Below are 26,267 nucleotides of genomic sequence, written 5' to 3' on the forward strand. Positions count from 1 at the left end.
CACTGCACCAAGGGTGTTGTGGCACCTTCAAGAGCAATCCCGCGGATATCGGCGCGCCCGATGAGCAGCGAAATATACTGTGCGGTCGCCTGTCGGAGTACAACACGACGACAGAACACCCACGGGACCGAGGTTCGCGAGCTTTTGTATCCGTGGCATCCCTGGTCCGGGCGGCTCGTTCACGTGCATGAGGCGGTGTCCAAAGGGACGCATGTTTTCCGCTGCAGCCTTTCTGGTTCTTCTTCTGGTCGACTTCTTGAGGTCCCGTCGTGGATGTTCGACCGATCAGTGAGTGGTTGTTGGCGCAGCCTGCCGGTTCCGCACGTCGATCTCGCAAGCCTGCATATTTTGGCAAGATTGCTGAAGGACGCTGATGTCTCATCGCAATCTTCGGTAATGGGCGCAGCATTGGTCTCTCACGAAACGAGTCGGAGAGATGTTCATGCCTCGCCAGCCCATGACATGCCAGTTCGATCTGTTCTCGGCCCCGCAGCGGGGGAAAACGGCAGGGACGCCGCAATGGCCGGAGTTGCCGGAGGAGACCCGCCAAGCGTTGACGGTGCTCATCGTGCGGCTGTTCGTCGATCACGCAAAGTGCGGACATGCCTCCCAACAGAAGGAGGCCGATCATGATGCATGAGAAGATCGGGCCGCATCATCTGGAGCGGAAGGCCATCCTCTATGTTCGGCAGTCCTCGGCTCACCAGGTTCTGCATAATCGAGAGAGCAGCGCCCTCCAGTACGCCATGCGCGACCGTCTGGCAGCGCTTGGATGGTCACAAATAGAGACGGTGGATGACGACCTTGGTCGTTCGGCCGCCGGCGGCGTGACCCGCGCTGGATTTGATCGGATGGTGGCGGAAGTCTGCCTTGGCAAGGTTGGCGCCGTGGCCGCGCGTGAGGTATCGCGTTTCGCCCGGAACAGCCGCGATTGGCAGCAACTCATCGAGATGTGCCGCGTTGTCGATACCGTCCTGGTCGACCAGGAAGCAGTTTATGCGCCCCGCCAGGGCAACGACCGCCTGCTCTTGGGTTTGAAGGGCAGCCTCAACGAGTATGAGCTCGATCTCTTGCGTCAGCGTTCCCTTTCCGCCCGCTATGAGAAGGCTCGCCGCGGTGAGCTCGTGGTCACTGTTCCGGCCGGCTTCGTGAAGACCGGTGACAGGATCGAGAAGGATCCCGACCGACGCATCCAGGAAGCCATCGCACTCGTCTTCGACAAGGTTGCCGAACTCGGCAGTGCGCGGCAGGCTCTGCTATGGTTCCTCGAGCAGGGGCTGGACCTGCCGGTCAGGTATACCAATGGTGACGTCATCTGGCGCAGGCCAAATTATGCCACCATCCACCGGATGATTGCGAACCCGATCTACGGAGGCGCTTACGCTTATGGTAAGAGTCGCTCCGTGCCCCGATACGATGGCCGGTCGGGAATTCGTCGCAAGGCGCGTGATGAATGGCTGGCGCTGATCCCGGATGCACATGAAGGTTACGTCAGTTGGGAACGGGCGGAGGAGATCCGCAAGATGGTAAGCGACAATGTGCCAGCCAGCCGCCATCACGGGGCGCCGAAGCACGGCGACGCTCTGCTTGCCGGCCTTTTCCGTTGCAAGAGATGCGGTCGAAAGCTGACCGTCCGGTACACCGGAAACAAGCATAACATTCCGCGCTATTCCTGTTGGCGTGGTCTACTCGATAATGGCGAACCACGTTGCATCGCCTTCGGCGGTCTGCGGGTCGATGATGCGATCGAGGAGGCGCTGCTCGGCGTAGTCGAACCAGGAGCCATTGCGGCCGCCGTTGAGGCGGAACGCAATATGGCCAGCCAACGCGATCAGGTTCAGGATGCCCTGCTACGCGACCTCGAGGCAGCACGCTATGTAGCCGACCGGGCATTCCGGCAATATGACGCGGCCGATCCGGAGAACAGACTTGTAACGTCAGAGCTCGAAGCGCGCTGGAATAGGACACTCGCACGCGTCGGCGAGATCGAGACCAGGATTGCCAAACATCGGACAGTTACGCCTCAGCCGTTCCCCATGTCCGCATCACAGGTAACCGCGCTTGCGGGAAACCTTCGCACCGTCTGGACGGCGCCGACAACCGATGCAAGGCTGAAGAAGCGCATCGTGCGCACGCTCATCAATGAAGTGGTCGCCGATCTCGATGATGGAACTTCTGAGATCGTCCTCGTCATTCATTGGGTTGGAGGCGTCCACACCGAGCTGCGCCTGCCGAAGCGACGCCGTGGCCAAAGAAACGCGACCCCTGACGACATTGTCGACGCTGTGAGACAGCTCGTCTTGCTCGCCAATGATGATGTGATTGCCGGTGTCCTCAATCGCAACGGACTGACAACTGGCAATGGCAATCGCTGGACACGGGAGCGGGTCACCGCGCTGAGGTCATATCGCAAGATTCCGGTCTTCCGTCCGCAGATCGACGGGGTCGAGCCATGGCTTAATCTGGGCGGTGCGGCGAAGTTACTCGGGATAACGCCAAAGACGCTGCGTCTGGCGGCCGAGGCTGGCGATATTGAGGGGGCTCATCCGCTACCCGATGGCCCATGGATCTTCAGCCGTTCAAAACTCGCGACCTCACAAGCACGTCAGATCCTCGATCGCGCCCGGCAGAACCCCCGACACCCCACAGGATCGCATCCAGATCAGGAAAGCTTATTCCCTTCAACAACATAGAAAGATGGGCGTTATGAAACAGAATTGTACATGCTCCTCCAGATAGCGGGCAATCCGATCCCTGACCGCCTCGAATGGCAGACGCCTGCCCTCGATCCTCCTCACCAGTCGGATGAGATGGACACCGTAGCGCGTCTCAACCGGGGCCGATATCTCCCCTGGGGTAAGCCCGGCTAGCGCTGCCTCGAATTCCGGTGTCGTTTCCCCGGGGCTGATCTGGCCGAGGCTGCCGCCGACTTCCCTTGATGGGCAGTCGGAACAATCCCTGGCGAGGGCAGCAAAGCGCTCCGGCTGCTCCGCCAGAACGGCAGCAAGCGAGGCAGCCCTCTCACGGGCTTCACCAAAAGTCGCGCCATCCTCTCTTCTTGCGGCAATCAGGATATGATCCGCCTCGTAGAGCGGCGGCGTGACAAAGCGTTTGCGGTTGTTCTCATAGAAGCGAGCCAGCATTTCATCGTCCGCCTTCGGAGTTTCCACTTCGCGTTCGACGAGCGCGCGCAGCAATGCATCCTCTTCGGTCTCCACCCGTCCGTCCGCGTCTCTTTGCGGTTCGGCGGTCATGCCGAGGCGACTTGCTCCCTGCATCAGCAACTGACGGATGACGAGCGCCCGCGTTGCCGCATACCAGGCAGCGCCCGGATTGACAGCAGGAAAATTCTGCGTCTCCGCGGCGATGTCCTTACGGGAAATCGAAACGCCGTTGACGCTCACCGGCGGCATGGTGAGAGGTTCGGACGATCCATTGCGGGCCGATGCAGACACATGCTCATGCCGATGGTTATGGCCCTCATGGGCGCGCGCTGCCGTGCGATCGATGACGATAGAAACCATGTTTGTCACTCCGCCGGATGTCTGTAGGAACGGGCCGGATGCCGCTCACGCGTGAAACGGCTGCGCACGACCTGATACCCTGGGCGGCCGAGATACCAGACCGGTGCGCTCCAGACATGGACCAGCCGGGTAAAGGGAAACAGCAGAAAGATCGTCATGCCCAGCAACAGATGCATCTTGAAGATCGGATGCGCGTCCGCAACGTAAGCGGCCGAAGACGGCTGTAACGTCAGGATGCCTTGCACCCAATTCATGAACTTCACCATTTCATGACCGTCCATATGGCCGAGGGACACAAAAATCGTGGAGAGGCCGAGCGTCAGTTGCAGCCACAGAATGAGCAGGATCGCCATGTCGCCGAAGCTCGAAGTGGCGCGGATGCGCGGATCGAAGAACCGGCGATGGGCTAGAAGGGATATCCCGACAAAGCAGGCGATGCCGGCGATGCCACCGACGACGATCGCGAGCCCCTGCTTGAAGCTGTGAGCGATACCGAGCGCATCGAAGACGGCAATCGGCGTGAGCAATCCGCCGGCGTGACCGAAGAAGATCACCAGTATGCCGACGTGAAACAGGTTCGAGCCCCACCGCAACTGGCTGCGACGAAGCAACTGAGAGGAGCCTGTCTTCCAGCTATATTGTTCGCGGTCGAAACGGATCAGGCTACCGAGCAGGAACACGGTGAGGCAAAGGTACGGATACCAACCGAAAAACACGGAATTGATGGTCTCGGACATCATCGTTCCTCCTTCAACGGGCATTGGCGCGCACGTCGCGACGTGCTGCACGGAGACGGGTCTGAAGCCGTTCGCTGGAACAGCTATCCATTCCACCGCTTCCAGGGCCAAAGGTGACAGCCGTCTCCTCCCATTCCGAGTCGAGCGCGGCGAGATCACCAACCAATGCTTCGCCGGCATCGGCGTTGGAGATTTCGGCAGATGCACCCGCCATCACACGGATCGCGGTCAGAACGGCAGCATATGGAGAATTCCGGGACAAAAGGCGTTCTTCGAGCGCTCCCAGAATGTTGGCGGTCTCGGCAAGAAGATTCAGCGCCTCTTTGCGTGGTCTCGTCGACAGATATTCCAAGAACAGCGGGAGATAGTCCGGCAGTTCGTTGGCGGCGAGTTCCAGCCCGCCTTTCTCATAAAGCGAGGCGAGATCGACCATAGCCTGACCCCGATCCCTGCTCTCGCCATGCACATGCTCGAAAAGATGCAGCGAGAGGCGGCGCGTTCTGTCGAAGAGTTCGACATAGCGCTCCTGCAACTCAAAAAGATCGAGCGAGACAAGGTCGTCGAGAAGCGGCCGAAGCGATTTTGCAGCGGGGGCCGGCAGGAGCCCTTCGGAGACGATCACGCCTTCGATCTCTGACACCGCCGCGCAAAGCTCCTCTGTCGGATAGGTTAGAAGAGCGGAAAGCGCCCGCAAAGTGAGAATTCCATGTTCTTCGGCCATCATGCGATCTCCATCGGGTTCGATGCCTTCTTCGTCTGCTTGGTGCCGAAGAGATTGGTTTCGCTCGTGCCGCCGGAGCAGCCGTTGCCGAAGGAGAAGCCGCAGGAACCGCGCAGGTCATAGGCGTCTTCGCTCCATTCGCGGCGCGCGGTCGGGATGACAAAGCGATCCTCATAGTTGGCGATCGCCATGATCCGGTACATGTCCTCAATGTCGGCTCCGGTAAGCGCAACCTTCTCGGCAATGCGTTCATCGATACGGCCGTCGATGGACTTGGCTCGCATATAGGACCTCATGGCAAGCATGCGCTCGAGAGCCAGCGCCACGGGTTCCTCGTTGCCCGCGGTCAAGAGGTTGGCGAGATATTGCAGCGGGATGCGGAGGCTCCGCACATCCGGCATGTCACCGTCGAGGCCCATCTTGCCGGAGGCAGCAGCCGACTGGATCGGAGAAAGCGGCGGCACGTACCATACCATTGGCAGCGTGCGGTATTCCGGGTGCAGCGGGAACGCGACTTTCCAGTCCATCGCCATCTTCCAGATCGGCGACGTGCGGGCCGCCTCGATCCAGGTCTCCGGCACGCCGTCGGCGCGCGCTTGCGCGATCACCTTCGGGTCCTTCGGATCCAGGAACAGGTCGAGCTGTGCCTGATAGAGGTCCTTTTCGTCGGGAACGCTGGCCGCCTGCTCAATGCGGTCGGCATCATAAAGAAGGACGCCGAGATAGCGGATGCGGCCCACGCAAGTCTCTGAACAAACGGTCGGCTGGCCTGCCTCGATACGTGGATAGCAAAAGATGCACTTCTCCGATTTGCCGGACGACCAGTTGTAATAGATCTTCTTATAAGGGCAGCCGGAAACGCACATGCGCCAGCCGCGGCACTTATCCTGATCGATCAGAACGATGCCATCCTCTTCGCGCTTGTAGATGGCACCCGACGGACAAACGGCCGCGCAAGCCGGGTTGAGGCAGTGCTCGCAAAGCCGCGGCAGATACATCATGAAGGTATTTTCGAACTGCCCGTAGATATCCTTCTGGACCCCTTCGAAGTTCACGTCCTTAGAACGCTTTTCGAACTCGCCACCAAGAATTTCTTCCCAGTTCGGACCCCATTCGATCTTCTCGATGCGCTCTCCGGACACGAGCGACCGTGGCCGGGCTGTAGGAAAGGCCTTCGATTCCTTCGCCGTGTGCAGGTGTTCGTAGTCGAAGGTGAAGGGCTCGTAGTAGTCGTCGATTTCGGGCAGATCCGGATTGGCGAATATATTGGCCAAGATGCGCCATTTCGCGCCGATCTTCGGCTCGATCTTGCCGTTCCGCTTGCGCCGCCAGCCGCCGTTCCACTTCTCCTGGTTTTCCCATTCACGGGGATAGCCGACGCCGGGCTTGGTCTCGACATTGTTGAACCAGGCGTATTCGACGCCTTCGCGGCTGGTCCAGACGTTCTTGCAGGTGACGGAACAGGTGTGGCAACCAATGCATTTGTCGAGGTTCAGCACCATCGCGATTTGTGCACGGATCTTCATTCTGCGGCCTCCTTCGGCGCCTTGGTTGAATGCAGCGGCCCCTCAAGCCAGTCGATATTGGACATTTTGCGCACAACGATGAATTCGTCGCGGTTGGCGCCCACGGTTCCATAGTAGTTGAAGCCGTAGGCGAGTTGGGCATAGCCGCCGATCATGTGGGTGGGCTTCAGCACCGCGCGCGTCACCGAATTATGGATGCCGCCGCGATTGCCGGTCATCTGCGAGCCGGGCGTGTTTATGATCTTTTCCTGCGCATGATACATCAGCATCATGCCCTGCTTGATGCGCTGGGAGACAACGGCGCGCGCAGTCAGCGCCCCGTTTGTGTTGAACACTTCCACCCAGTCGTTGTCGATGATACCCGCAGACTTCGCGTCCAGTTCGGAAATCCACACGACCGGCCCGCCGCGATTGAGGGTCAGCATCAGCAGGTTGTCGGTATAGGTGGAGTGAATGCCCCATTTCTGATGCGGCGTCAGGAAATTGAGGACAATTTCCTTGTTTCCGTTCGGTCGGCGGTCCTTGACGGCCGCGATCGTCTTCAGGTCGATCGGCGGCTTCCAGGTGACGAAACCTTCGCCGAAGGCCCGCATCCAGAGGTGATCCTGATAGAGCTGCTGACGGCCGGTAAGCGTGCGCCAGGGGATCAGCTCATGAACATTGGTGTAGCCGGCATTGTAGCAGACCTTCTCGCTCTCGATGCCCGACCATGTGGGCGATGAAATGATCTTGCGCGGCTGCGCCTGGATATCGCGGAAGCGGATCTTTTCGTCTTCCTTGGGAACGGCGAGATGGGCATGGTCGCGGCCGGTTGCCGCAGACAGGGCATCCCAGGCCTTCACCGCCACCTCCCCGTTGGTCTCCGGTGCGAGCATCAGGATGACCTCAGCCGCATCAATGTCGCTCTCGATTTTCGGCAGGCCCTTTGCCGCACCCTCCGAATGCACGCCGTTGAGTGCCCCAAGCGCTTCGACCTCGTGTTGCGTCTGCCAGTTGATGCCCTTGCCGCCATTGCCGACGGATGTCATCAGCGGCCCGAGCGCCGTGTATCGTGCATAGATATTGGGATAGTCGCGCTCGACGACGGCGACGGACGGCATCGTGCGGCCTGGAATGGCTTCGATCTCGCCATGCTTCCAGTCCTTCACATCGAAGGCCTGGGCCATCTCGCCGGCACTGTCATGCTGGATCGGTGTGAGGACGACGTCCTGTTCGATGCCGAGCACCTCCGATGCAACCCGTGAGAAGGTTTTGGCGAGGCCCCTGTAAATTTCCCAGTCGGAACGAGCTTCCCACGCCGGATCAACCGCCGCCGACAGCGGATGGATAAAGGGATGCATGTCGGATGTATTGAGATCGTTCTTTTCGTACCAGGTGGCGGTCGGCAAGACGATATCCGAATAGACGCAGGTGGTTGACATGCGAAAATCGAGCGTCACCAGCAGGTCGAGCTTGCCGCGCGGCGCCTCGTCGTGCCAGACGACCTCCTTGTTGCGCACCGCGCCTTCCGTCCCGAGGTCCTTGCCCATGACGCCGTTTTCGGTTCCAAGCAGGTGCTTCAGGAAATATTCGTGCCCCTTACCGGAGGAGCCAAGCAGGTTCGAGCGCCAGACGAACATGTTTCGCGGCCAGTTCGCGGGGTCGTCGGGGTCGTGGCAGGATAGTTCCAGCTCGCCGGACTTGAGTGCGCCGGCGACATAATCCCTTGGCGCCAGCCCCGCGGCTTTCGCCTTTGCGGCGATGTCGAGCGGATTTTGCTTGAGCTGAGGCGCCGACGGCAGCCAGCCCATACGCTCAGCCTTGACGTTATAGTCGATGAAGCTTCTGCTCCAGTCGCCTTCCGGTGCCGTCGGCGACAGGATCTCCTCCGCCGTCAGTGTCTCGTAACGCCATTGATCCGTGTGCGCGTAGAAGAAGGAGGTAGAGTTCATATGGCGGGGCGGCCGGTTCCAGTCGAGCGCGAAGGCCAGTGGCGTCCAGCCGGTCTGTGGGCGCAGCTTCTCCTGCCCCACATAATGCGACCAACCGCCGCCCGACTGGCCTATGGCGCCGCAGAACACCAGGAGATTGATGATCCCCCGGTAGGTCATGTCCATATGGTACCAATGATTGACGCCAGCGCCGAGGATCACCATCGAGCGACCGTTGGTCTTTTCGGCATTGGTGGCAAACTCGCGCGCAACGGTAATGATCGCATCACGCTTCACCCCGGTGACACGTTCCGCCCAGGCCGGCGTAAACGGCATGTCCTCGTCATAGCTGCGAGCAACGTTGGCGCCGCCGAAGCCGCGGTCGAGACCGTAATTTGCCATCATGAGGTCATACGCGGTCGCGACCGTCACCGGCTCGCCATCCACACCGGCGATGGTACGGACCGGAACGTTGCGGGTCAGGATTTCGTCATGTGCAGTCGCAACGAAATGTTCGGTGGCACGTCCCCCGAAATAGGGGAAATCGACCGCCCTGATTTCCGCTCCGTCCCCTGCAAGCGTGAGCTTGAGGCGGATATCGCGACCGTGGCCATCCTTCTCCTCAAGGTTCCATTTCGCCTGTTCGCCCCAGCGGTAGCCGACGGAACCGAGCGGAGCGACCAGATCACCCGTATTCTCGTCGATGGCAACCGTCTTCCATTCCGGATTGTTGGTCTCTCCGAGCGCGCCTTTCAGCTCCGAGGCGCGAAGCAGGCGCTCAGGCACTAGCTTGCCGTTCTGCTCGGCAAGACGCACCAGGAACGGCATGTCGGTGTAGCGCCGCGTGTAATCGTCGAAATAGGGAACCGAACGATCGAGATGGTATTCGCGCAGAATGACATGGCCCATGGCAAGCGCCAGCGCGGCATCCGTTCCCTGCTTCGGATTGAGCCAAATATCGCCAAACTTGGTCGCCTCGGCATAGTCGGGGCTCACGACAGCGCTCTTGGTGCCCTTGTAGCGGACCTCGGTGTAGAAATGGGCGTCCGGCGTGCGGGTCTGTGGTACGTTCGAGCCCCAGACGATGATGAAGCCGGCATTGTACCAGTCGGCCGATTCCGGCACATCCGTTTGCTCGCCCCAGGTCTGCGGGCTTGCTGGCGGCAGATCGCAATACCAGTCATAGAAGGACATGCAGACGCCGCCGAGCAGCGACAGATAACGTGACCCGGCTGCATAGGAAACCATCGACATGGCGGGAATCGGCGAGAAACCGATGATGCGGTCGGGGCCGTGCGCCTTGATCGTGTAGGCATTGGCGGCGGCGATGATCTCGTTGACCTCATCCCAGGTGGCTCGCACAAAGCCGCCATGGCCGCGGATCGAGATGTAGGACTTTCGCTTTTCTGCGTCTTCCACGATCGAAGCCCATGCAGCGACCGGCGACATGGTTTTCCGTGCCCTGCGCCAAAGCTTCAGTAGCCGGCCGCGGATCATCGGATATTTCACCCGCGCACCGGAGTAGAGATACCAGCTATAGGAGGCACCGCGGGCACAGCCCCGCGGCTCGTGGTTCGGCAGGTCGGGTCGCGTGCGCGGATAGTCCGTCTGCTGGGTCTCCCAGGTGACGATCCCGCCCTTGACATAGATCTTCCATGAACAGGAACCCGTGCAATTCACCCCATGGGTAGAACGGACGATCTTGTCGTGCTGCCAACGCTTGCGGTAGCCATCCTCCCAGGAGCGGTCCTCGCTGGTGACGATCCCATGCCCGTTGGAGAACTGACCAACATTCTTGCGAAAGAAGGTCAGACGGTCGAGGAAGTGCGACATATATTTCTCCCTGTTATTCGGCCGCGGCGGCTTGGCCGGCGGTGCGGCGCTTGCGCCGCTCGATGTCATGAAGAAGGCCGCCCTTGCGGGTGTAGACGACCCAGGTAAGGACAAGGCAGCTCACGTAGAAGACGAGAAAGGCCCAGAGCGCTGTCTCGGCGCTGCCGGTCAACGCGATCGAGGTGCCAAAGCTCTTCGGAATGAAGAAGGCTCCGAAAGCGGCAATCGCCGAGGTGAAGCCGGTGATGGCGGCCGCCTCCTTCTCCCCTTGACGACGACGCATCTCGGCGTCGGCACCGGGCATCAGCCGCTCCATCTCCCTGGCGCTGATCGCCGGTATCATCTGGAAGGTGGAGGCATTGCCGACGCCAGTGGCGAAGAAAAGGACGAGGAAGCTGGCAAAGAAGCCCCAGAAGGCGCCGGGCTGATCTCTCATGCCCGTGAACCACAGCACGCCCGCAACACCGGCCATCATCAACGCGAAGACCCAGAAGGTGACGCGCGCGCCGCCATAGCGATCGGCAAGCCAGCCGGTAGCTGAGCGCGACAGCGCGCCGACCAGCGGTCCGAGAAAGGCGAACTGCAACGCATTGATCTCCGGAAACAACATCTTCGACAACAACGGGAAGCCCGCGGAATAGCCGATGAAGGAGCCGAACGTACCGGTGTAGAGCCAGCACATGATCCAGTTGTGTTTCCGCTGGAAGATGATTGCCTGCTCTGCGAACGAGGCCTTGGCCGAGGCGATGTCATTCATGCCGAACCAGGAGGCGCAAGCCGACAGCACGATGAAGGGCACAAAGAAGAAACCGGCATTCTGCAGCCAGAGCGGCGCAACTCCGGCTGTGCTGGCTGCCATTTGAGGTGTACCGCCGAGCGGCCCGAAGAGACCTACTGCAATGACAAGCGGCACGGCGAACTGCACGACGCTGACACCAAGATTGCCAAGTCCGGCATTGAGCGCAAGCGCGTTGCCCTTCTCCGATTTCGGGAAGAAGAAGGAGATATTGGCCATGGAAGAGGCGAAATTGCCGCCGCCGAACCCGCAAAGCAAGGCCAGGATCAGGAATACGACATAAGGCGTTTCGGGATGCTGCACGGCGTAACCGATGCCCACCGCCGGGATGATGAGTGACCAGGTAGTGAGCGTCGTCCAGAGCCTGCCGCCGAAGATCGGCACCATGAACGAGTAGAAGATCCGCAGCGTAGCACCCGACAGGCCCGGCAATGCGGCGAGCCAGAAGAGTTGGTCGGCGCTGAAGGTGAAACCCGCGAGCGGTAGCTTGGCGACCACGACCGACCAAACTTGCCAGACGGCAAAGGAGAGAAGCAGCGCCGGGATTGACAGCAAGAGATTTCGGCGAGCGACTGCCCGGCCGATCTTCTGCCAGAACACCGGATCTTCGGGGCGCCAGTCGGTCAGCACCGCCTTGCTCGGACGGGTCTGAACCACTGGTTCAGGCAGTCCCTGCATTTCCGGGAACGGCGGCAACCGAGAGAGGGGCACGCCGGCAGCACCGCGCTCCATTTGACGGATCGCAAGATGCATCCAGACGAGCGCACCGCCGACAAGCATGAAGAGCGCCATGAAGCAGCTCGTCCACAGACCCGTCAAATCGAGCAGCACGCCGAAGAGGATCGGCAGGAAAAAGCCGCCGAGGCCCCCGATCATACCTACGAGGCCCCCGACCGAGCCGACATGGTTCGGATAGTAGGCTGGAATGTGCTTGTAGACGGCTGCCTTGCCGAGCGCCATGAAGAAGCCGAGCACGAAGATCGTGACGACGAAGCCGCCAAGGCCCATTTCAAGATGGAATGAGGTCGTACCGTTTGCGCCGTGGACCACATAGTCGGTCGGCGGATAGGAGAGTATGAAAGTCGCCGCTGTACAGACAAGGAAAGTCCAATAGAGGACGCGGCGCGCGCCATAGGTATCCGACAGATGACCGCCATAGGCGCGCAACAGGCTCGCCGGCACCGAGAAGAAGGCAGCGATCATGCCTGCCGTCTCGATATTAAGGCCATAGACCTTGATCAGGTATTGCGGCAGCCAGAGTGCCAGTGCGACGAACGCACCGAACACAAAGAAATAGTAAAGTCCGAAGCGCCAGATCTGCACATTCTTGAGCGGTTCGAGTTCGAGCCAGGCGCTCGTCGGCCGGATGCCGGAGCGACGTCGCTCGACGGTTACCGGATCATCCTTGGTGGTCAGCCAGAACAGAATAGCCATGACGGCAAGTCCGGCAGCCCAAATCTGCGCGACCGCCTGCCAACCGAAGGCGACGAGGACGAAGGGAGCAAGGAACTTGGTGACGGCCGCGCCGACATTGCCGGCGCCGAAAATGCCGAGTGCGGTTCCCTGTTTTTCGGGCGGATACCAGCGCGACACATAGGCAACACCGACGGCGAAGGAGCCGCCTGCGATGCCAATCCCAAGCGCGGCCACCAGCATCTGCGGGTAAGTGTGCGCGTAAGATAGCAGGAAAGTCGCGGCCGCACCGGCGAGCATAGTTGCGGTGAAGACGAGCCTGCCGCCGTAAAGATCGGTCCAAATGCCAAGCAGGACGCGGATCAGCGCGCCGGTGAGGATGGGCGTGCCGACCAGAAGCCCGAATTGAGTTTCGCTTAGTCCGAGTTCCTGTCGGATGCGGATGCCGATGATCGAGAAGATCGTCCACACCGCAAAGCAGGCCGTGAACGCGGCTGTGCTCATTCCCAAAATTTGACCGGCCTTGGGTCGTGCCGTTTCCTGTGTCATGGGCTGCCCTCGATGAAAGTTCGCGCCTGGCGCGGTTGGGAGCTATCGACAGCAGGATGGCAACACAGTCAGTTGCACTCCTTGATCCACATCAATCATCGGCGTGATTTTTATCACATACTGTTTTGATGTGAGCCGCGTTGGGCGGCCGCGGAAGGTGAGCGCACGGGTCCCGTTCTGTTCTAAGAATCGCGGACCGTTGCCGGTGGGACGGAGATCGATGAGAAAAGGAGAGTACGGCGCATCGTTCCGGGGCATGCTGGAAGAACTGCCATTGTTTCAGTCGCTGCCCGACGCAACACGAAAGGAGCTGCTTGGCAATTCGGTACAGCATAGCGTGGCGCCAGGCACCGTGCTTTTTGAGCAGGGTGACATACCAAACTTCCAGATCGCGCTTCTTTCGGGGTCGGTCCAGTTGTTTGGCCAGTCGCGGGAGGGACGCGAGGTATTGATCGAAGCGGTGCGCGAGCCGGGGCTCCTCATTCCCGCTGCCGTCGTGACAGGCGCGCCCTACCTCATGCAGGCGCGTGTGCCGGAACTCTCGCGTTTTCTGCTAATCCATGCAGGAACATTCCGCATAGCCGTGGCGCGTGAACCGTTGCTTGCGCATGCCGTGATCGGAAGCCTTGCTCATCAGTTCCGCCGAATGGTGCGGCAGATCAAGAATCTAAAGCTGAGGTCTTCCACCCAACGCATTGGCTGCTACCTACTCGCCTTATCGGCACGGCAGGGAACGCCCGACAAGGCCGTCCTTCCTTATGAGAAGACCCTGATCGCCTCCGAACTCGGCGTTACCCGCGAATCCTTTTCCCGTGCTCTGTCCGGTCTCGAAAAGGCGGGGATCAGGGTCGATGGTCAGACGATCGCCATCCTTGATTCTGCCAGGCTTGCGGCCGAATGCGGCTTTGATTCCTATATCGACGGCAGCGACGAATTTGACCTGACCCAACTTCCCTATCCACTTTAGCCGGTAGGAAACGCGCGGCCGTGGCTTGACCCTTCTCGTCACCCAAGACTTTCCCTCATTGCAAGCTGGCTAAGGGCTTCCAGCCAACAGCCGGAAGCCCTTGCATATAGATAGCACTTGAGAGGAGATCAGAAGAAGCCAAGCGCCTTCGGGCTGTAGCTCACCAGCATGTTCTTAGTCTGCTGGTAGTGATCGAGCATCATCTTATGCGTCTCACGACCGATGCCGGACTGCTTGTACCCGCCGAAGGCCGCATGGGCCGGATAGGCATGATAGCAATTCGTCCAGACGCGGCCGGCGCGGATTTCACGCCCGAAGCGATAAGCGCGGTTGCCGTCGCGGGTCCAAACGCCGGCACCGAGGCCGTAGAGCGTGTCATTGGCGATTTCCAGCGCCTCCTTCTCGTCCTTGAAGGTGGTCACAGATACGACCGGACCGAAGATCTCCTCCTGGAAGATGCGCATCTTGTTATGACCCTTGAAGATCGTCGGCTTGATGTAGTAGCCGCTTGAAAGCTCACCACCGAGATCATTGCGGCCGCCGCCCGTTAGCACTTCGGCTCCTTCCTGCCTCCCGATATCGAGATAGGAAAGGATCTTCTCCATCTGCTCGCTGGAAGCCTGGGCACCGATCATCGTAGCGGAATCGAGCGGGTTGCCCTGCCTGATCTGCTCGACCCGCTTCACGGCCTTTTCCATGAAACGATCGTAAATGGATTCCTGGACCAACGCCCTGCTGGGGCAGGTGCAAACTTCACCCTGGTTCAGCGCGAACATGGCGAACCCTTCGAGCGCCTTGTCCAGGAAATCGTCATCTTCCGCCATCACGTCGGCAAAGAAGATGTTCGGCGACTTGCCGCCGAGTTCGAGCGTGACGGGTATCAGGTTCTGGCTGGCATATTGCATGATCAGCCGACCGGTCGACGTTTCGCCGGTGAAAGCAATCTTGGCGATACGCGGGCTGGTCGCGAGCGGCTTGCCGGCCTCCAGGCCGAAGCCGTTGACGATATTAAGCACGCCGGGCGGCAGCAAATCCCCGACGATTTCCGCCCAGACGAGCAGCGAAGCGGGCGTCTGTTCGGCGGGCTTGATAACGACGCAATTGCCGGCCGCAAGGGCAGGCGCCAGCTTCCAGGCGGCCATGAGGATCGGGAAGTTCCACGGGATAATCTGGCCGACGACGCCGAGCGGCTCATGGAAATGATAGGCGACGGTATCTTGGTCGATCTCGCCGATCGAGCCTTCCTGAGCGCGAATGCAAGAGCCGAAATAGCGGAAATGGTCGATCGCGAGTGGAATATCGGCGGCCATTGTTTCGCGAATGGGTTTGCCGTTGTCCCACGTCTCCGCCTGGGCGAGCGTTTCGAGTTTATCTTCCATCCGCTGGGCGATCTTCATCAGAATGTTCGAGCGCTCAGCGGCTGATGTCTTGGCCCAATTGTCCTTGGCCGCGTGGGCGGCGTCCAGAGCCACGTTGATGTCGTTCTCGTCCGAACGTGGAATCTCGCAGATCTTGCCGCCGGTCACCGGCGTGATGTTGTCGAAATATCTGCCGCCGATCGGCTCGCGCCATTCGCCGCCAATGTAATTCCCATATTTGAGCTTGAATGGAGATTCGACGATTTTCTGATGCAGCATGTCATCCTCCCTTGGTCGACAATTCCGGGCTGCAAACCCGATGGGAGAAATCTGCGCGTCTTTATCGTCGGACGACAGGGTGCGTGGTCCATACTGCAGTGCACAGTGTCGCAACTCTGCGACACTTTCGATCGGTCAATGCAGACCCAGCTTCCTCATCTTGCGATGAAGAGTGGCACGGTTCATGCCAAGGGCGAGCGCGGCTTGCGTCACGTTGCCATTGGCGCGTGACAGTGCCCTGAGAAGAGCGGCACGTTCAGCCTCCCGAAGAGCTTTTCCATCGTCCGGATGCTTTTCCCGCAATGCATCGGTGGCTGGAACGCCAGCGGAAATGCGTTGGTCGTCGAGCTTCAACGCCACGCGTGCGGCTCTCGTCGCACCAAGCACCATATCGTTCCGATCGACGGCGAGAAGCGCCGAGGTCGAACCGCTATCGGTCGGAACCAAAACGAAACGAGCTCCAGCAAAGGCGCTGCGGAAAAGACCGAGTTCGATACGCATGGCCGCCTCGCGAACCGTCTGGGAGATGATAGCCAGCGTCACCTCGTTGACATCCTCGCGGCATGTTGAAACGTCCAGCGCGCCGGCCATCTGGCCGCGATGGTCGCGGATAGGCGCCGTGGTACAGCTCAGATTGATATTGGAGCAGAAAAAGTGCTGATCCCGGACGATCGCCACAGCCCGATCGTCGGCAAGCGCCGTGCCGATGCCGTTCGTGCCGATGCTCGCCTCGGTCCACACCGAGCCGGTCCAGAGGCCGAGATTCTGGAACTCCTTATCGTCGCCTGCCGTGCCGCGCCGCTCCAGCGCAATGCCGTCACGATCGGTCAGAAGCAGGCAGCAGCCAGCCTTTCCGACTGTCGAGAAGAGCCGACCGAGTTCATCAGCCGCTTCCACCAGCAGCCTTTCCGACTGTTGACATGCCGTTCGAAATTCCTGGTCGCTCAGACGAACAGGCAACCGCTTTTCCTCCGGTGCCAATCGATGCATGGTCATGCAGCGCCGCCAGGAGGCGACGATCGTAGAACTTGCAGCAACAGACTGCGCGGATGCATAAACCTGATCCGCATGCGCAGAATGCTCGTACATTGGGCTCCTCCCACCGAACGTCAGATCAATTCTTGCTAAAAAAGGGCGACGTGGCAATCCTGGACATGCTGCCGCCAAGACCAGTTTCCGGCCCAATGGATCGCTGTGTCCCAGAGATCCGCCAAACATCTCGAGCGGCAGACAAGCACAGAGCACGTCATGTCAGCCGTATTCCTTGGCACGTCCGCTTATGCACAATTTTCCAAAATGTAGATCAGGCGATAGCGAATACCTTGATCCTCATCAATGTGCCCTTGATCAAATCTGATTTGGTAGAGACGCCCCAGAGGCATAGTTCCAATGGGGCAGTCGAGCCGCCGCTTTCACCACGTTGGGGGCAAATGGGAAAGCGGCGGTTCGATTTGGGAATGACTGTCAGGCGCGGGAATCGATGCCGCGTCTCCTGATCCTACGCGGCCACGGCGACGGCAATCAGCTTCAAGCCGTTGAAATGGGGACGTCTCAGCGATGCTCCATCATCTCGTCCTACCATGGCCGCGATGACGAAATTTCGAAGCCGGCACTAAACAATAGCGCGCATGAAACGCGCCCTTCAGACCGAACGACGTCCATTTGGCATCAATCCCGATCAGACCTTCAAGAACTGCGGCAGCTTCACGAATTCGGCTTTTGGCACGGGCTTGCTGTACAAGAACCCTTGTGCCGCGTCGCATCCGTTAGCCCTTAGGAACGCCGCCTGTTCGACCGTCTCGACACCTTCCGCCACGACGTTTTGCCCAAGGCAACGGGCGATCGAGAGAATGGCCTTGACCAGCTCTGCGCTGCGCTTGTCTCCACTGCTGATGAATGATCGATCGATTTTCAGGGTGTCGATGGGAAAGCGAGCCAAATAATTCAACGCCGAATAGCCGGTACCGAAATCATCGATGGCAATTGAGATTCCCATCGTCCGAAGGGCACAAAGAGTGGCCAGTGTCTCGTATTGTTGATCCAGCAGAAGGCTTTCCGTGATCTCAATCTCGATCCACTCAGGGCGGCAGGCGGTTTCATCGAGAATCTGGGTTACCATCTCCAGCAGATCAGATCGCTGGAACTGCCTGGATGAGACATTGATCGCCATTTTGTGAGACGCTGGGGTGTCGGCGTTCAATTCTGCCGCGGTTCGACAGGCTTCGCGAAATACCCATCGGCCCAAATCCGCGATTAATCCAGTGTCCTCGGCAATCGGAATGAACTCAGCCGGAGGAACCATGCCCATCTTTCCGTGATGCCATCGCAGGAGAGCCTCCGAGCCAACTATCCTGCCGTTTTCGACGAGTACCTTGGGTTGGTAGTACACTTCCAGTTCGCAGCGCTCGATGGCCCGGCGCAATTCCGATTCCAGCATCAGGCGGTGTTGCGCGTCTGCTGTCAGTTGCCTCGAATAAAATTGGAAGCCTCCCCGCCCAAGACGCTTTGCCAAATACATTGCGGAATCGGCATATTTGACGAGATCGTTTGCATCAGTGCTGTGCTCGGGATGGAGCGCGATCCCGATGCTGCATGAGACGAAGACTTCCCTGCCGTCGAGCAGGAAGGGTTCGTCGAATGTTTTGAGCATCTTGGTGGCGATATCGCGCAAATCGTCCGCGTGCCGGATGTCTGGCAAGAGGATGGCGAATTCATCGCCGCTGAGACGGGCCACGGTGTCGGCGCTGCGCACGCTTGCCTGGAAGCGTCTGGCCGCCTGACAAAGCAGTTCGTCGCCGACGGGATGTCCCATCGTGTCGTTTACGGCTTTGAAATGGTCGATGTCCATCATCATGACGCCTACAACTTGGCGATGGGACTCAGCATCTGCCATCGCTTGCCGCAACCGCCCAAAGAACAGTTCCCGGTTGGGCAAGTCCGTAAGCGAATCGTAGAAGGCCATCCGATGAATTTTTTCGCGGGAGGCGTTCAACTCGGTAATGTCGCGGGCCACGCCGAGAACACCCGTTGTCTTTCCCTCGGCGCCAACGATTGGGACCTTTCGTGTTTCCAGAAGTATGCGTTGTCCACTGTCGTGGTGTGTGACCCATTTCTCATTGATCACGACGCCTCCGGCACGGATCGCTTCCAGCTCCCTTTCGCGGAAAAGGCGTGCGACGTCGGCGTCAAACAGGTCTAGATCCGTTTTGCCAACAATTTCGGACTCCGACTTGCCGATCAGACGCTCATAGGCGTGATTGCAAAGGAGATAGGCGCCCTCGATATCCTTCAACCATACCATGTCGGGTATAGTCTGAAGTACCGTGAGGAGGCGTGTTCGCGCTTCATCTAGAATATGCTCTCCCAGTTTCCGTTCGGTAACATCCCGTGACAGAACAAGAAACGTTTGGGAGGATGTTTCACTGCCCGCTTTCTTTGCAACATGATGCTCGAACCATCGGGACTCGCCGTTCTGTTGGACGATGCGAATGACGTGACAATCGCTGGCGCCTTTCTCGTCGGCCTCGCGGATGGCGCGCAACGCAGCCGCCGCGTCTTCAGGCGGGAGGACGTCGTTTACCGTTTTGCCCAGCAGTTGTTGTTTGGTCGCAGCCAGAAGTTCCGGATGCTTTGTCCATATCTGGAGATACCGTCCGTTTCGGTCCATCTCAAACAGAATATCAGGGATGGCGGCGATGATCGTTTCCGCGAATTCAAGCGCATCTTCAAGCCTCTGCTTCTCGTGCCGGCTAGACTCGTCCACGCGGGCAATCGCGCCGGGCTGAGCAACTGCATCGCTATCCGCAAACGAACCATCCGCCTGCCAGTTATGGGAGAGAGATAGCAGCATCACATGGATCCTCCTGCCGGCAAAGGGACAGGAGGTGTCATACATCCGGTCGAACTTTCATCGGGAAGAACCGCACAATTCATTCGAGCGGAGTTGAAGGCTCAGCGAATTCATCGATCAGGAAAGAAGATGAATAGGCGCAATGCAGTTTGAGTACAGAGTCCTTAACAAAGTACATCGCCGATTGCGGCAAACACAACTTGTTGCGCAATTTGGACTGTAGATCGTAAAATGGACAGCCTTGCGCAGGCAACCGCAACCATGCACAAGCGCGCGCTTGGCGGAAATTCCTTCTTCTATTGCTCCCTGAAGAAACGTCGTCTGTGCGCTCGCTGCTACAGCCGACAGCGCTGCAAGGTAGCCTAAGCCCCGACGGCGTGCTATTCTGTCACAAACTTTAGGGTGAAAGCTATGCGCCGGTTTCTTACATCGGTAGCGTTGTTTTTTGCAGCGACAATGGGGGCCGCGGGCGATCCCTTGTTCGATGCCGTTTCAGCGGGAAACACCGTTGCCGTGGAACAGTTTTTGGCTTCGGGCGCCGATGTCAACAGCCGCACTCACGACCAGGCGACACCACTCATCAACGCCGCGCTCGAAAATCAGCTTGCCGTAGCCGAGCTGTTGATAGGCAGAAATGCCGATGTCATGGCAAGGAATGCAGGCGGCTTTACACCCCTTCATGCCGCGGCATTTTCGGGTAGCGTACCCATCAGCAAGCTGCTCCTGGAGCACGGAGCAATTCTCGAGGATGCGTCCAACAAAGCGGGTGTTACGCCGCTCATGGTTGCGGGCGAAGAGAACCACGTCCTCCTCGCGGAGTTTTTGCTTGCGAAGGGGGCTGACGTCACCCACGCCGAGGTTCACGGCTACGCGCCGATCACGAGGGCCATGTGGAAAGGCAATGTCGATATCGTCCGTCTGTTCAAGCGGCATGGCGTGGCATGTCCTCCGGCCAGCGTTCTCGGCGAGGAGAATTACGCTAAGTGCATGGAAATCCATGAATAAACAGGAGGCGCAGATGCACTTTGGAAACGGGGCACAATGCATTGGTCGCTCTTTGGCAATGATCGGTCTGGCTGTCGCAGACATTGTCGGTGGATCGCCAGCCATGGCCGACGACTCGGTAAACACGGGGTACTTCGGCGGTGTCGCCATCATGGGATACGACACGGTCGCCTACTTTACCGAAGGCAAAGCGACGAAAGGCTCGGAAAAAATCTCCTACGAATGGATGGGGACGCCGTGGCATTTCGCCAGTGCCAAACATCGCGAGATGTTTATGAGCGAACCGCTTAAATACGCGCCTCAATACGGCGGCTATTGCGCGGGCGAGGTAAGCAGCGGGTCCGTCACGGTCAACATCGATCCAGAAGCCTTCAAGATTGTCGAAGGCAAGCTTTACCTGATGTATGACCAGGCGTATGCGGAGGAGTTTGCCGCGCATCCGGCGGACACTGTGACCAAGGCCGATGCCAAATGGCCGAAGGTCGCGGCCGATCTCGAACTGGATCAGTATCACTGACCACTAAAAAGGCTCTATTGGGCAGGCGAAAAATAGAAGACCTTGGTCGAATTCACGTAAGCATAGCTGGTTTCGTCGGCCGGGTTTGCGTGTCTATAGACCGGGCCGCAATCGGGTCGGCCAAACGCGTTTTCACTTTGCTCGCAAAGCAGGTCCCCTTTGACAGAAACCTTCTCGGTCATCATCTGGGATGCGGAGCGGAATGCGGCCTTGCCGTCCAATTGGACTTGCATGAGCGCAGGGCTCTCGGACGGCTCGGTCTTTCCCCGCAGAAGTTTGCCCATGACGGCGGCCGCGATCTCGGGACCCTTCAACCGATATTGCTCGTCGCCCTGGAAGCCGAACGGCCATTCCGGCAGCCCGGCCTCGCGCAGCGCGTCCAGGATAAATGCCAAATCCTCTTCCCTGAAATGGGCATTGCCGAGCCGCCAGGCCGCGATGCTGTCGCGCCCCCCGAGAAGACGTTCGGCTTCGGCGACAGTCGCTCGAGCCTCATCAATGCGACCGACACGGACATAGGCCATGGCGAGTGGTGTAACGAACTCGCCGTTGCCTTGAGAGCCGTAGCCCGCGCGTTTGAAATTGTCTATCGCCCTCTCGTAATCGCGCTGCAGATAAAAAATCATGCCAGCCGTGTATCGATCGATGGCGGAGAGGTTCGGATCGAACCTGAGCGCCTTCTCGACGGCCGCAGCGGCGTCGGCGTGATTGCCCGAGATCATTTGAACATATGCGACCGCCATATGGGCTTCGGCATCGGCTGGGCCGAGCGACACGGCCTTCTGCGCCGAGGCGATCGCCTGCTCGTAACGTCGGTCCACGACCTGCATGATGGCGAGGACCGCATAAGGCGACGGTAGTTCAGGATCGAGGGCAAGAGCGCGACTTGCCTTGTCATAGGCCCTTTTTCGCGCCAGGGCGCTCTGGAGGACGTCATCATACGCGCTTCGCCAGACATAGGCCGTCGCGTGCGCATCGGACGCGAAGGCTTCGGCAAAGCCGCTGTCCAGTGCCTCAGCCTTGTCAAACAGCGCCAATGCCTCCAGCATCAGGGAACGACGTCCGGTACGGGCCGCCTGCTCGGCACGCAGATAATAATCATATGCCTCGAGATTGGCGGTCGGCGGACGCGCAATTCGCTCTGCCTCGGACGACGTCAGCTTCAGACCGAGTGCATTGGCGATCTGGCGGCTCATCGAGTCCTGCACGGCAAACACGTCCGCCCCGCTGCGGTCAAACCGATTGGCCCACAGATGGTCGCCGCTGTTAGTATCGATCAGCTGTGCGTTGACGCGCATCAGGTCGCCAATTCGCTGCACGCTGCCCTCCACGACAAAGCGCACGCCGAGATCACGGCGTATGTCTGCCAGAACGTGGGGCTTACCCTTGTAGGCAAAGACGGAATTCTGGGAGATGACGTCAAGTTTCGACAGCCTGGTGAGATCGGTAATCAGGTTGTCGGTAATACCATCGGCGAAATAATCCTGGGTTTGGTCACTCAAGTTGGCAAAGGGCAGCACTGCGATCGATGGGCGTTGCTTGTAAAGCCATTGCCATGCGACGACAGCCGCGGTGGTTGCGATCAATAGCGCTGCGAGAGCCAACAGCGCCATACCTCGCGACTTTGCCCGAGGGGCAAAGACGACCTTGCCAGTGTGGACTGGGTCAAGCAGAACGCGGTAGACGCGAACCCGATCCGCTATGTTCTTCAGCCGATGCTCGCCGAGCGCCGAAAAGCCGACATCGACCTTGTGTGCGACTTGGTCGAATGCGGCGCCGGATATGAAAATTCCGCCAGGTTCGGCAATGCCTTGCAGGCGGGCGGCTATGTTGACGCCGTCGCCATAGATGTCATCGCCTTCGACAATGATGTCGCCGAGATTGACCCCGATGCGAAACCGAATGCGCTGTTCCTCGGAAACTCCCTGGTCTCTGCTGGACATACTCCGCTGGATTACGGCCGCGCATTGAACCGCGTCCACAACACTAGCAAATTCGACCAGCGCGCCGTCGCCCATCAGCTTGATGATCCGGCCATGGTGCTCTTTGATGGCGGAATCGATGAGGTCCCGACGGCATGCCTTCAACCGCTCAAGCGTACCGCCCTCATCCACTCCCATGAGGCGACTGTAGCCAACGACGTCAGCGGAAAGTATCGCGGCGAGACGCCTCTCCATTTCTCTGCCCACCCCTTCGATACAGAGAGCTAAGCATCTTACCACGGTCTTAGGCGCGCTGGCACCGGAGCACGGTCGTTTACGGCATAACTTGGCCCCCCGCTTCTTCTATTCCGAGACGACACGATGCTTCGCGATGAAGATGACCCAGGCTCCAATTTCCCGCCGATGAATCGGCGACCTGGCGACCGCAGAGCTGAAAGCGCTCGCAGAAAAGTTTTGGCGCTACAAAGGAGTGGCGGCCGACAGGAGATTAAGAAATGACTTTCACCCCTGCCAGCCGAACTCGGACATCCATTAGCGCTGTTGCAGTCATGGCGATCAGGATGGAAACCGGCAGCGATGAGAGCAGTCGCGCCGCTTAGCGAAAGTTGTAGCAACTAACAAACCATTCAACACGAATGCAACTATTTCTGGCATATTCTTCTGATCTTTAGTAGAGGTGCCATGCGGCTGCCACGGTCGAAGTGGTCGGAAAATCGGCGGCCCGAAACCACGCCTTCCTTGAAATGAACCACACATGATCTACGGTATTGATCTCGGCACGACCAACTCCCTTATCGCAGCCTTCGACAGCGATGAACCGAAACTAGCTCCAAATATCCATGGGGAAATGCTGACACCTTCGGTCGTTGGTTTGGGCGAAGATGGCGCTGTGTTGGTCGGAAAGGCCGCGAAAGATCGCCTGATCACCCACCCAGAACGGACAATATCCTCCTTCAAGCGATTCATGGGCACAAACCACGCCATCATGCTCGGCGATCTGTCCTTGCGGCCAGAGGAAGTGTCCGCCTTCGTGCTCAGGTCATTGAAGGCGGATGCGGAAGCCTTCTTCAAAGAAGAAGTTTCCGAGGTGGTCATTTCCGTTCCAGCTTATTTCAACGAACATCAGCGCAAAGCGACGATCGCTGCCGGCAGATTGGCCGGTCTTAAGGTGCGCCGGATCATCAACGAACCGACGGCTGCAGCCCTTGCCTATGGTTTCTCAGAGGTTTCGGAAGGGAAGTTTCTAGTCTTCGATCTCGGTGGCGGAACCTTCGACGTCTCCGTCCTCGACAAATATGATGGGGTGATGGAGGTTCGGGCGACAACCGGCGATACCGCACTTGGCGGTGACGACTTTACGGAAGTCCTCCAAAGAGAAATTCTTCGTATTCATTCCTTGGACATGGATCGGCTAAGCGCCAGTGAAAGAAGCTCGTTGAAACGAAGCTGCGAGCAGCTAAAAATCGACCTCGGATCCGCTCTTGCCGGCACTTATTCTCTCAAGATCCACGGCGAACTAGTCGAAGGCAGCATAGGCCGCGATGAATTCGAGCTGTCGGCCGCCCCACTTTTGCGGCGATTGCGCACTCCATTGGAGCGTGCAATCGCGGACGCACGTGTTTCGGTTTCAGAGCTCGATGCCATCATTCTCGTTGGTGGGGCGACACGCATGCCGATGGTGCGTTCGCTTGTGGCTCGCCTGTTTGGGCGCTTCCCCTCGTCAATATCGATCCAGACAAGACAGTCGCGCTGGGAAGCGCGATTCAGGCAGGCTTGGTAAGCCGGGCGACTGCGCTCGAAGACGTCGTTATGACCGATGTGTCGCCTCACACTCTGGGCGTTGCGGTTGTCGACCTGTCCGACAGATCCCGTGGGATGATGCAGCCCTTGATTCAGCGAAACTCGGTCGTTCCGGTGTCGCGCGCTGGCTTCTTTTCGACCGTCAACGATAACCAGACCCAAGTCAGTCTGAAAGTTTATCAGGGCGAAAACCTCCGGCCAAACGAAAACGTCTACTTGGGCGAGGTCGAGGTCACCGTGCCCCCAAACAAGGCCGGCGCAGAGGGAATTGAAACTCGTTTCACCTACGACGTTAACGGTGCTTTGGAGGTAGAGGCAAAGGTTATCAGCACCTGCGCGACCGCCAGAGCGGTCTTCCACAATGATGTGGGCCTTTCGGAAGCAGAGCTCGATCGGCGTTTTGCCGCTCTTGCCGAGATCAAGCTTCACCCGCGCGACCAACTTCCAAATCAAGCACTGATTTCACGAGCGGAGCGCTTGTATGCCGAGCATCTCGGAGAGACGCGTGAACTCATCCGTCAGCTTCTTCTGCAGTTCGTACACGACCTCGACCAGAGCCGGACGCGAGGCGACGCGGAGCGCAAAAGCTTTTCCCAACGCTTGGACGCTTTTGAAGGGCGCGGATTCCAATGACCATGACAGGCTATCCCTGGTCAGTTCTTGAGCTCGAACCGGGGGCGGACATGTCCGCTATCCGTCGAGCCTACGCCAAGAAGCTGAAGACAATCAGACCAGATGAGGATCCCACCGGGTTCCAGACTCTCGTCGAAGCCCGAGACCGTGCGCTTGTCCTTGCCGAAACAGCTCAGCATCGAACGAAGCATGACGAGTTCGCACCTGTCGAACCGCTCCCATATCCGACAGCAATACTTGCGGCTTCGACGCCTGACAGACCCCCGGTTACCGCCAAAATTTTGCCGCCCCCGCTCGACGAGCGTACGGATGACATCGAGGCGGAACAAGCCCTCCCCGGCGGGCCGTCATCTACGGTCGATCTTGCGGCGCTCAAGACCCAATTGGGAAAACTGCACAATATGTCCAGCGTCTATGTCGATCTCGATGGCTGGAACAATTTCCTTTTGCGGATCGGCGAGCTTCCGACGCAGATGCGCGAGCTATTGGAGCCAGCGATCATCGAGAGCTTTTGCAACATTACACAGTATTGCGAACGCACCTCATGGTTCCCCCATGTACCCGTCCATCGGCGGGATCGAGAATTGATCCTCGCATATGATGAAGAATTCGGTTGGAGTGCCAACGATCGCAAGGTCTATGCGGTTATTGGGCGCGAGTGGGCGGATGGGTTCAAATGGCGTCTTTCGCAAATATGGGCGGAACAGCGTCCTCAGCATGAACTCGGTAAACGAGGTCTGGCACGACGGGCTGAACAACTGGCACGGCGCGCTGAACAGGCGGCGGCGATCAGGAAAGCCGCACCGCCAAAGGGAGAATTTAACTTCAGGCCCTTTATGCCGTTCATCGCCCTCCTTGCAATGTACCTAATCCAAAAGCTTGGATGAATGGAGACCGGAAGCCTTT

At 58.9% G+C, this 26,267-nt stretch carries 16 protein-coding genes and 1 pseudogene; 7 read left to right on the forward strand and 10 right to left on the reverse strand.

Going from position 1 to position 26,267, the window contains the following annotated elements:
• Window positions 1–442: 442 nt before the first annotated feature.
• Window positions 443–640, forward strand: coding sequence for a hypothetical protein (locus tag QA648_RS29660; RefSeq protein ID WP_182306133.1), 198 nt, complete (start codon window positions 443–445; stop codon window positions 638–640).
• Window positions 630–2,693: a recombinase family protein gene (locus tag QA648_RS29665; RefSeq protein WP_283052495.1), complete on the forward strand. Its 2,064-nt coding sequence runs from the start codon at window positions 630–632 to the stop codon at window positions 2,691–2,693. The genes QA648_RS29660 and QA648_RS29665 overlap by 11 nt, the downstream gene beginning before the upstream one ends.
• Here the strand turns inward: QA648_RS29665 and QA648_RS29670 are convergent.
• Genes QA648_RS29670 through QA648_RS29695 form a run of 6 tightly spaced genes read right to left on the reverse strand, consistent with a single transcriptional unit; the run spans window position 2,682 to window position 13,009 of the window.
• On the reverse strand, window positions 2,682–3,524 hold the full coding sequence (locus tag QA648_RS29670; RefSeq protein WP_283052496.1) for a peptidylprolyl isomerase: 843 nt from the start codon (window positions 3,522–3,524) through the stop codon (window positions 2,682–2,684). The two genes, QA648_RS29665 and QA648_RS29670, sit on opposite strands and share 12 nt — an antisense overlap.
• Window positions 3,525–3,529: 5 nt before the next feature.
• Window positions 3,530–4,261 (reverse strand): respiratory nitrate reductase subunit gamma, encoded by a 732-nt coding sequence (gene narI / locus QA648_RS29675; RefSeq protein ID WP_283054308.1) that lies wholly within the window; start codon window positions 4,259–4,261, stop codon window positions 3,530–3,532.
• A gap of 13 nt (window positions 4,262–4,274) precedes the next feature.
• Window positions 4,275–4,985, reverse strand: a complete 711-nt coding sequence (narJ, locus tag QA648_RS29680) for a nitrate reductase molybdenum cofactor assembly chaperone (protein WP_349254308.1) — start codon at window positions 4,983–4,985, stop codon at window positions 4,275–4,277.
• Window positions 4,982–6,508, reverse strand: coding sequence for a nitrate reductase subunit beta (narH, locus tag QA648_RS29685; RefSeq protein ID WP_283052497.1), 1,527 nt, complete (start codon window positions 6,506–6,508; stop codon window positions 4,982–4,984). Before narH ends, narJ begins: the two co-directional genes overlap by 4 nt.
• Window positions 6,505–10,251: a nitrate reductase subunit alpha gene (locus QA648_RS29690; protein ID WP_283052498.1), complete on the reverse strand. Its 3,747-nt coding sequence runs from the start codon at window positions 10,249–10,251 to the stop codon at window positions 6,505–6,507. The genes narH and QA648_RS29690 overlap by 4 nt, the downstream gene beginning before the upstream one ends.
• Before the next feature lie 13 nt (window positions 10,252–10,264).
• Entirely contained in the window at window positions 10,265–13,009 is a 2,745-nt protein-coding gene (locus tag QA648_RS29695) for an MFS transporter (RefSeq protein ID WP_283052499.1), read from the reverse strand.
• Window positions 13,010–13,229: 220 nt separating this feature from the next.
• Here QA648_RS29695 and QA648_RS29700 point away from each other — a divergent pair, with 220 nt between their 5' ends.
• Window positions 13,230–13,976, forward strand: a complete 747-nt coding sequence (locus tag QA648_RS29700) for a helix-turn-helix domain-containing protein (RefSeq protein ID WP_283052501.1) — start codon at window positions 13,230–13,232, stop codon at window positions 13,974–13,976.
• Between the two features lie 128 nt (window positions 13,977–14,104).
• Here QA648_RS29700 and adh read toward each other — a convergent pair whose 3' ends face one another.
• The 3 genes from adh to QA648_RS29715 form a co-directional block, all read right to left on the reverse strand.
• Window positions 14,105–15,613, reverse strand: a complete 1,509-nt coding sequence (adh, locus tag QA648_RS29705) for an aldehyde dehydrogenase (RefSeq protein WP_283052503.1) — start codon at window positions 15,611–15,613, stop codon at window positions 14,105–14,107.
• A gap of 135 nt (window positions 15,614–15,748) precedes the next feature.
• Window positions 15,749–16,702, reverse strand: a complete 954-nt coding sequence (locus tag QA648_RS29710) for a helix-turn-helix domain-containing protein (protein WP_283052504.1) — start codon at window positions 16,700–16,702, stop codon at window positions 15,749–15,751.
• 589 nt (window positions 16,703–17,291) lie between these two features.
• On the reverse strand, window positions 17,292–19,463 hold the full coding sequence (locus QA648_RS29715) for a bifunctional diguanylate cyclase/phosphodiesterase (protein ID WP_283052506.1): 2,172 nt from the start codon (window positions 19,461–19,463) through the stop codon (window positions 17,292–17,294).
• Between the two features lie 411 nt (window positions 19,464–19,874).
• Between QA648_RS29715 and QA648_RS29720 the strand changes: the two genes are divergently transcribed.
• Both QA648_RS29720 and QA648_RS29725 read left to right on the forward strand, forming a co-directional pair.
• On the forward strand, window positions 19,875–20,468 hold the full coding sequence (locus QA648_RS29720; RefSeq protein ID WP_283052508.1) for an ankyrin repeat domain-containing protein: 594 nt from the start codon (window positions 19,875–19,877) through the stop codon (window positions 20,466–20,468).
• A 58-nt stretch (window positions 20,469–20,526) separates the two neighbouring features.
• Window positions 20,527–20,985, forward strand: coding sequence for a YHS domain-containing (seleno)protein (locus tag QA648_RS29725; protein ID WP_199773670.1), 459 nt, complete (start codon window positions 20,527–20,529; stop codon window positions 20,983–20,985).
• Between the two features lie 14 nt (window positions 20,986–20,999).
• Here QA648_RS29725 and QA648_RS29730 read toward each other — a convergent pair whose 3' ends face one another.
• Window positions 21,000–23,162, reverse strand: a complete 2,163-nt coding sequence (locus tag QA648_RS29730; RefSeq protein ID WP_104827562.1) for an adenylate/guanylate cyclase domain-containing protein — start codon at window positions 23,160–23,162, stop codon at window positions 21,000–21,002.
• A 520-nt stretch (window positions 23,163–23,682) separates the two neighbouring features.
• Between QA648_RS29730 and QA648_RS29735 the strand changes: the two are divergent.
• Together QA648_RS29735 and QA648_RS29740 are read left to right on the forward strand one after the other, a co-directional pair.
• A pseudogene (locus QA648_RS29735) lies at window positions 23,683–25,361 on the forward strand (molecular chaperone HscC).
• On the forward strand, window positions 25,358–26,248 hold the full coding sequence (locus QA648_RS29740; RefSeq protein ID WP_283052511.1) for a hypothetical protein: 891 nt from the start codon (window positions 25,358–25,360) through the stop codon (window positions 26,246–26,248). The pseudogene QA648_RS29735 and the gene QA648_RS29740 overlap by 4 nt, the downstream one beginning before the upstream one ends.
• The last annotated feature ends 19 nt before the right edge of the window (window positions 26,249–26,267 follow it).

Origin of the sequence: Rhizobium sp. CB3171 (assembly GCF_029714265.1) — a bacterium.
In the GTDB taxonomy this organism is placed as follows: Bacteria; Pseudomonadota; Alphaproteobacteria; order Rhizobiales; family Rhizobiaceae; genus Rhizobium.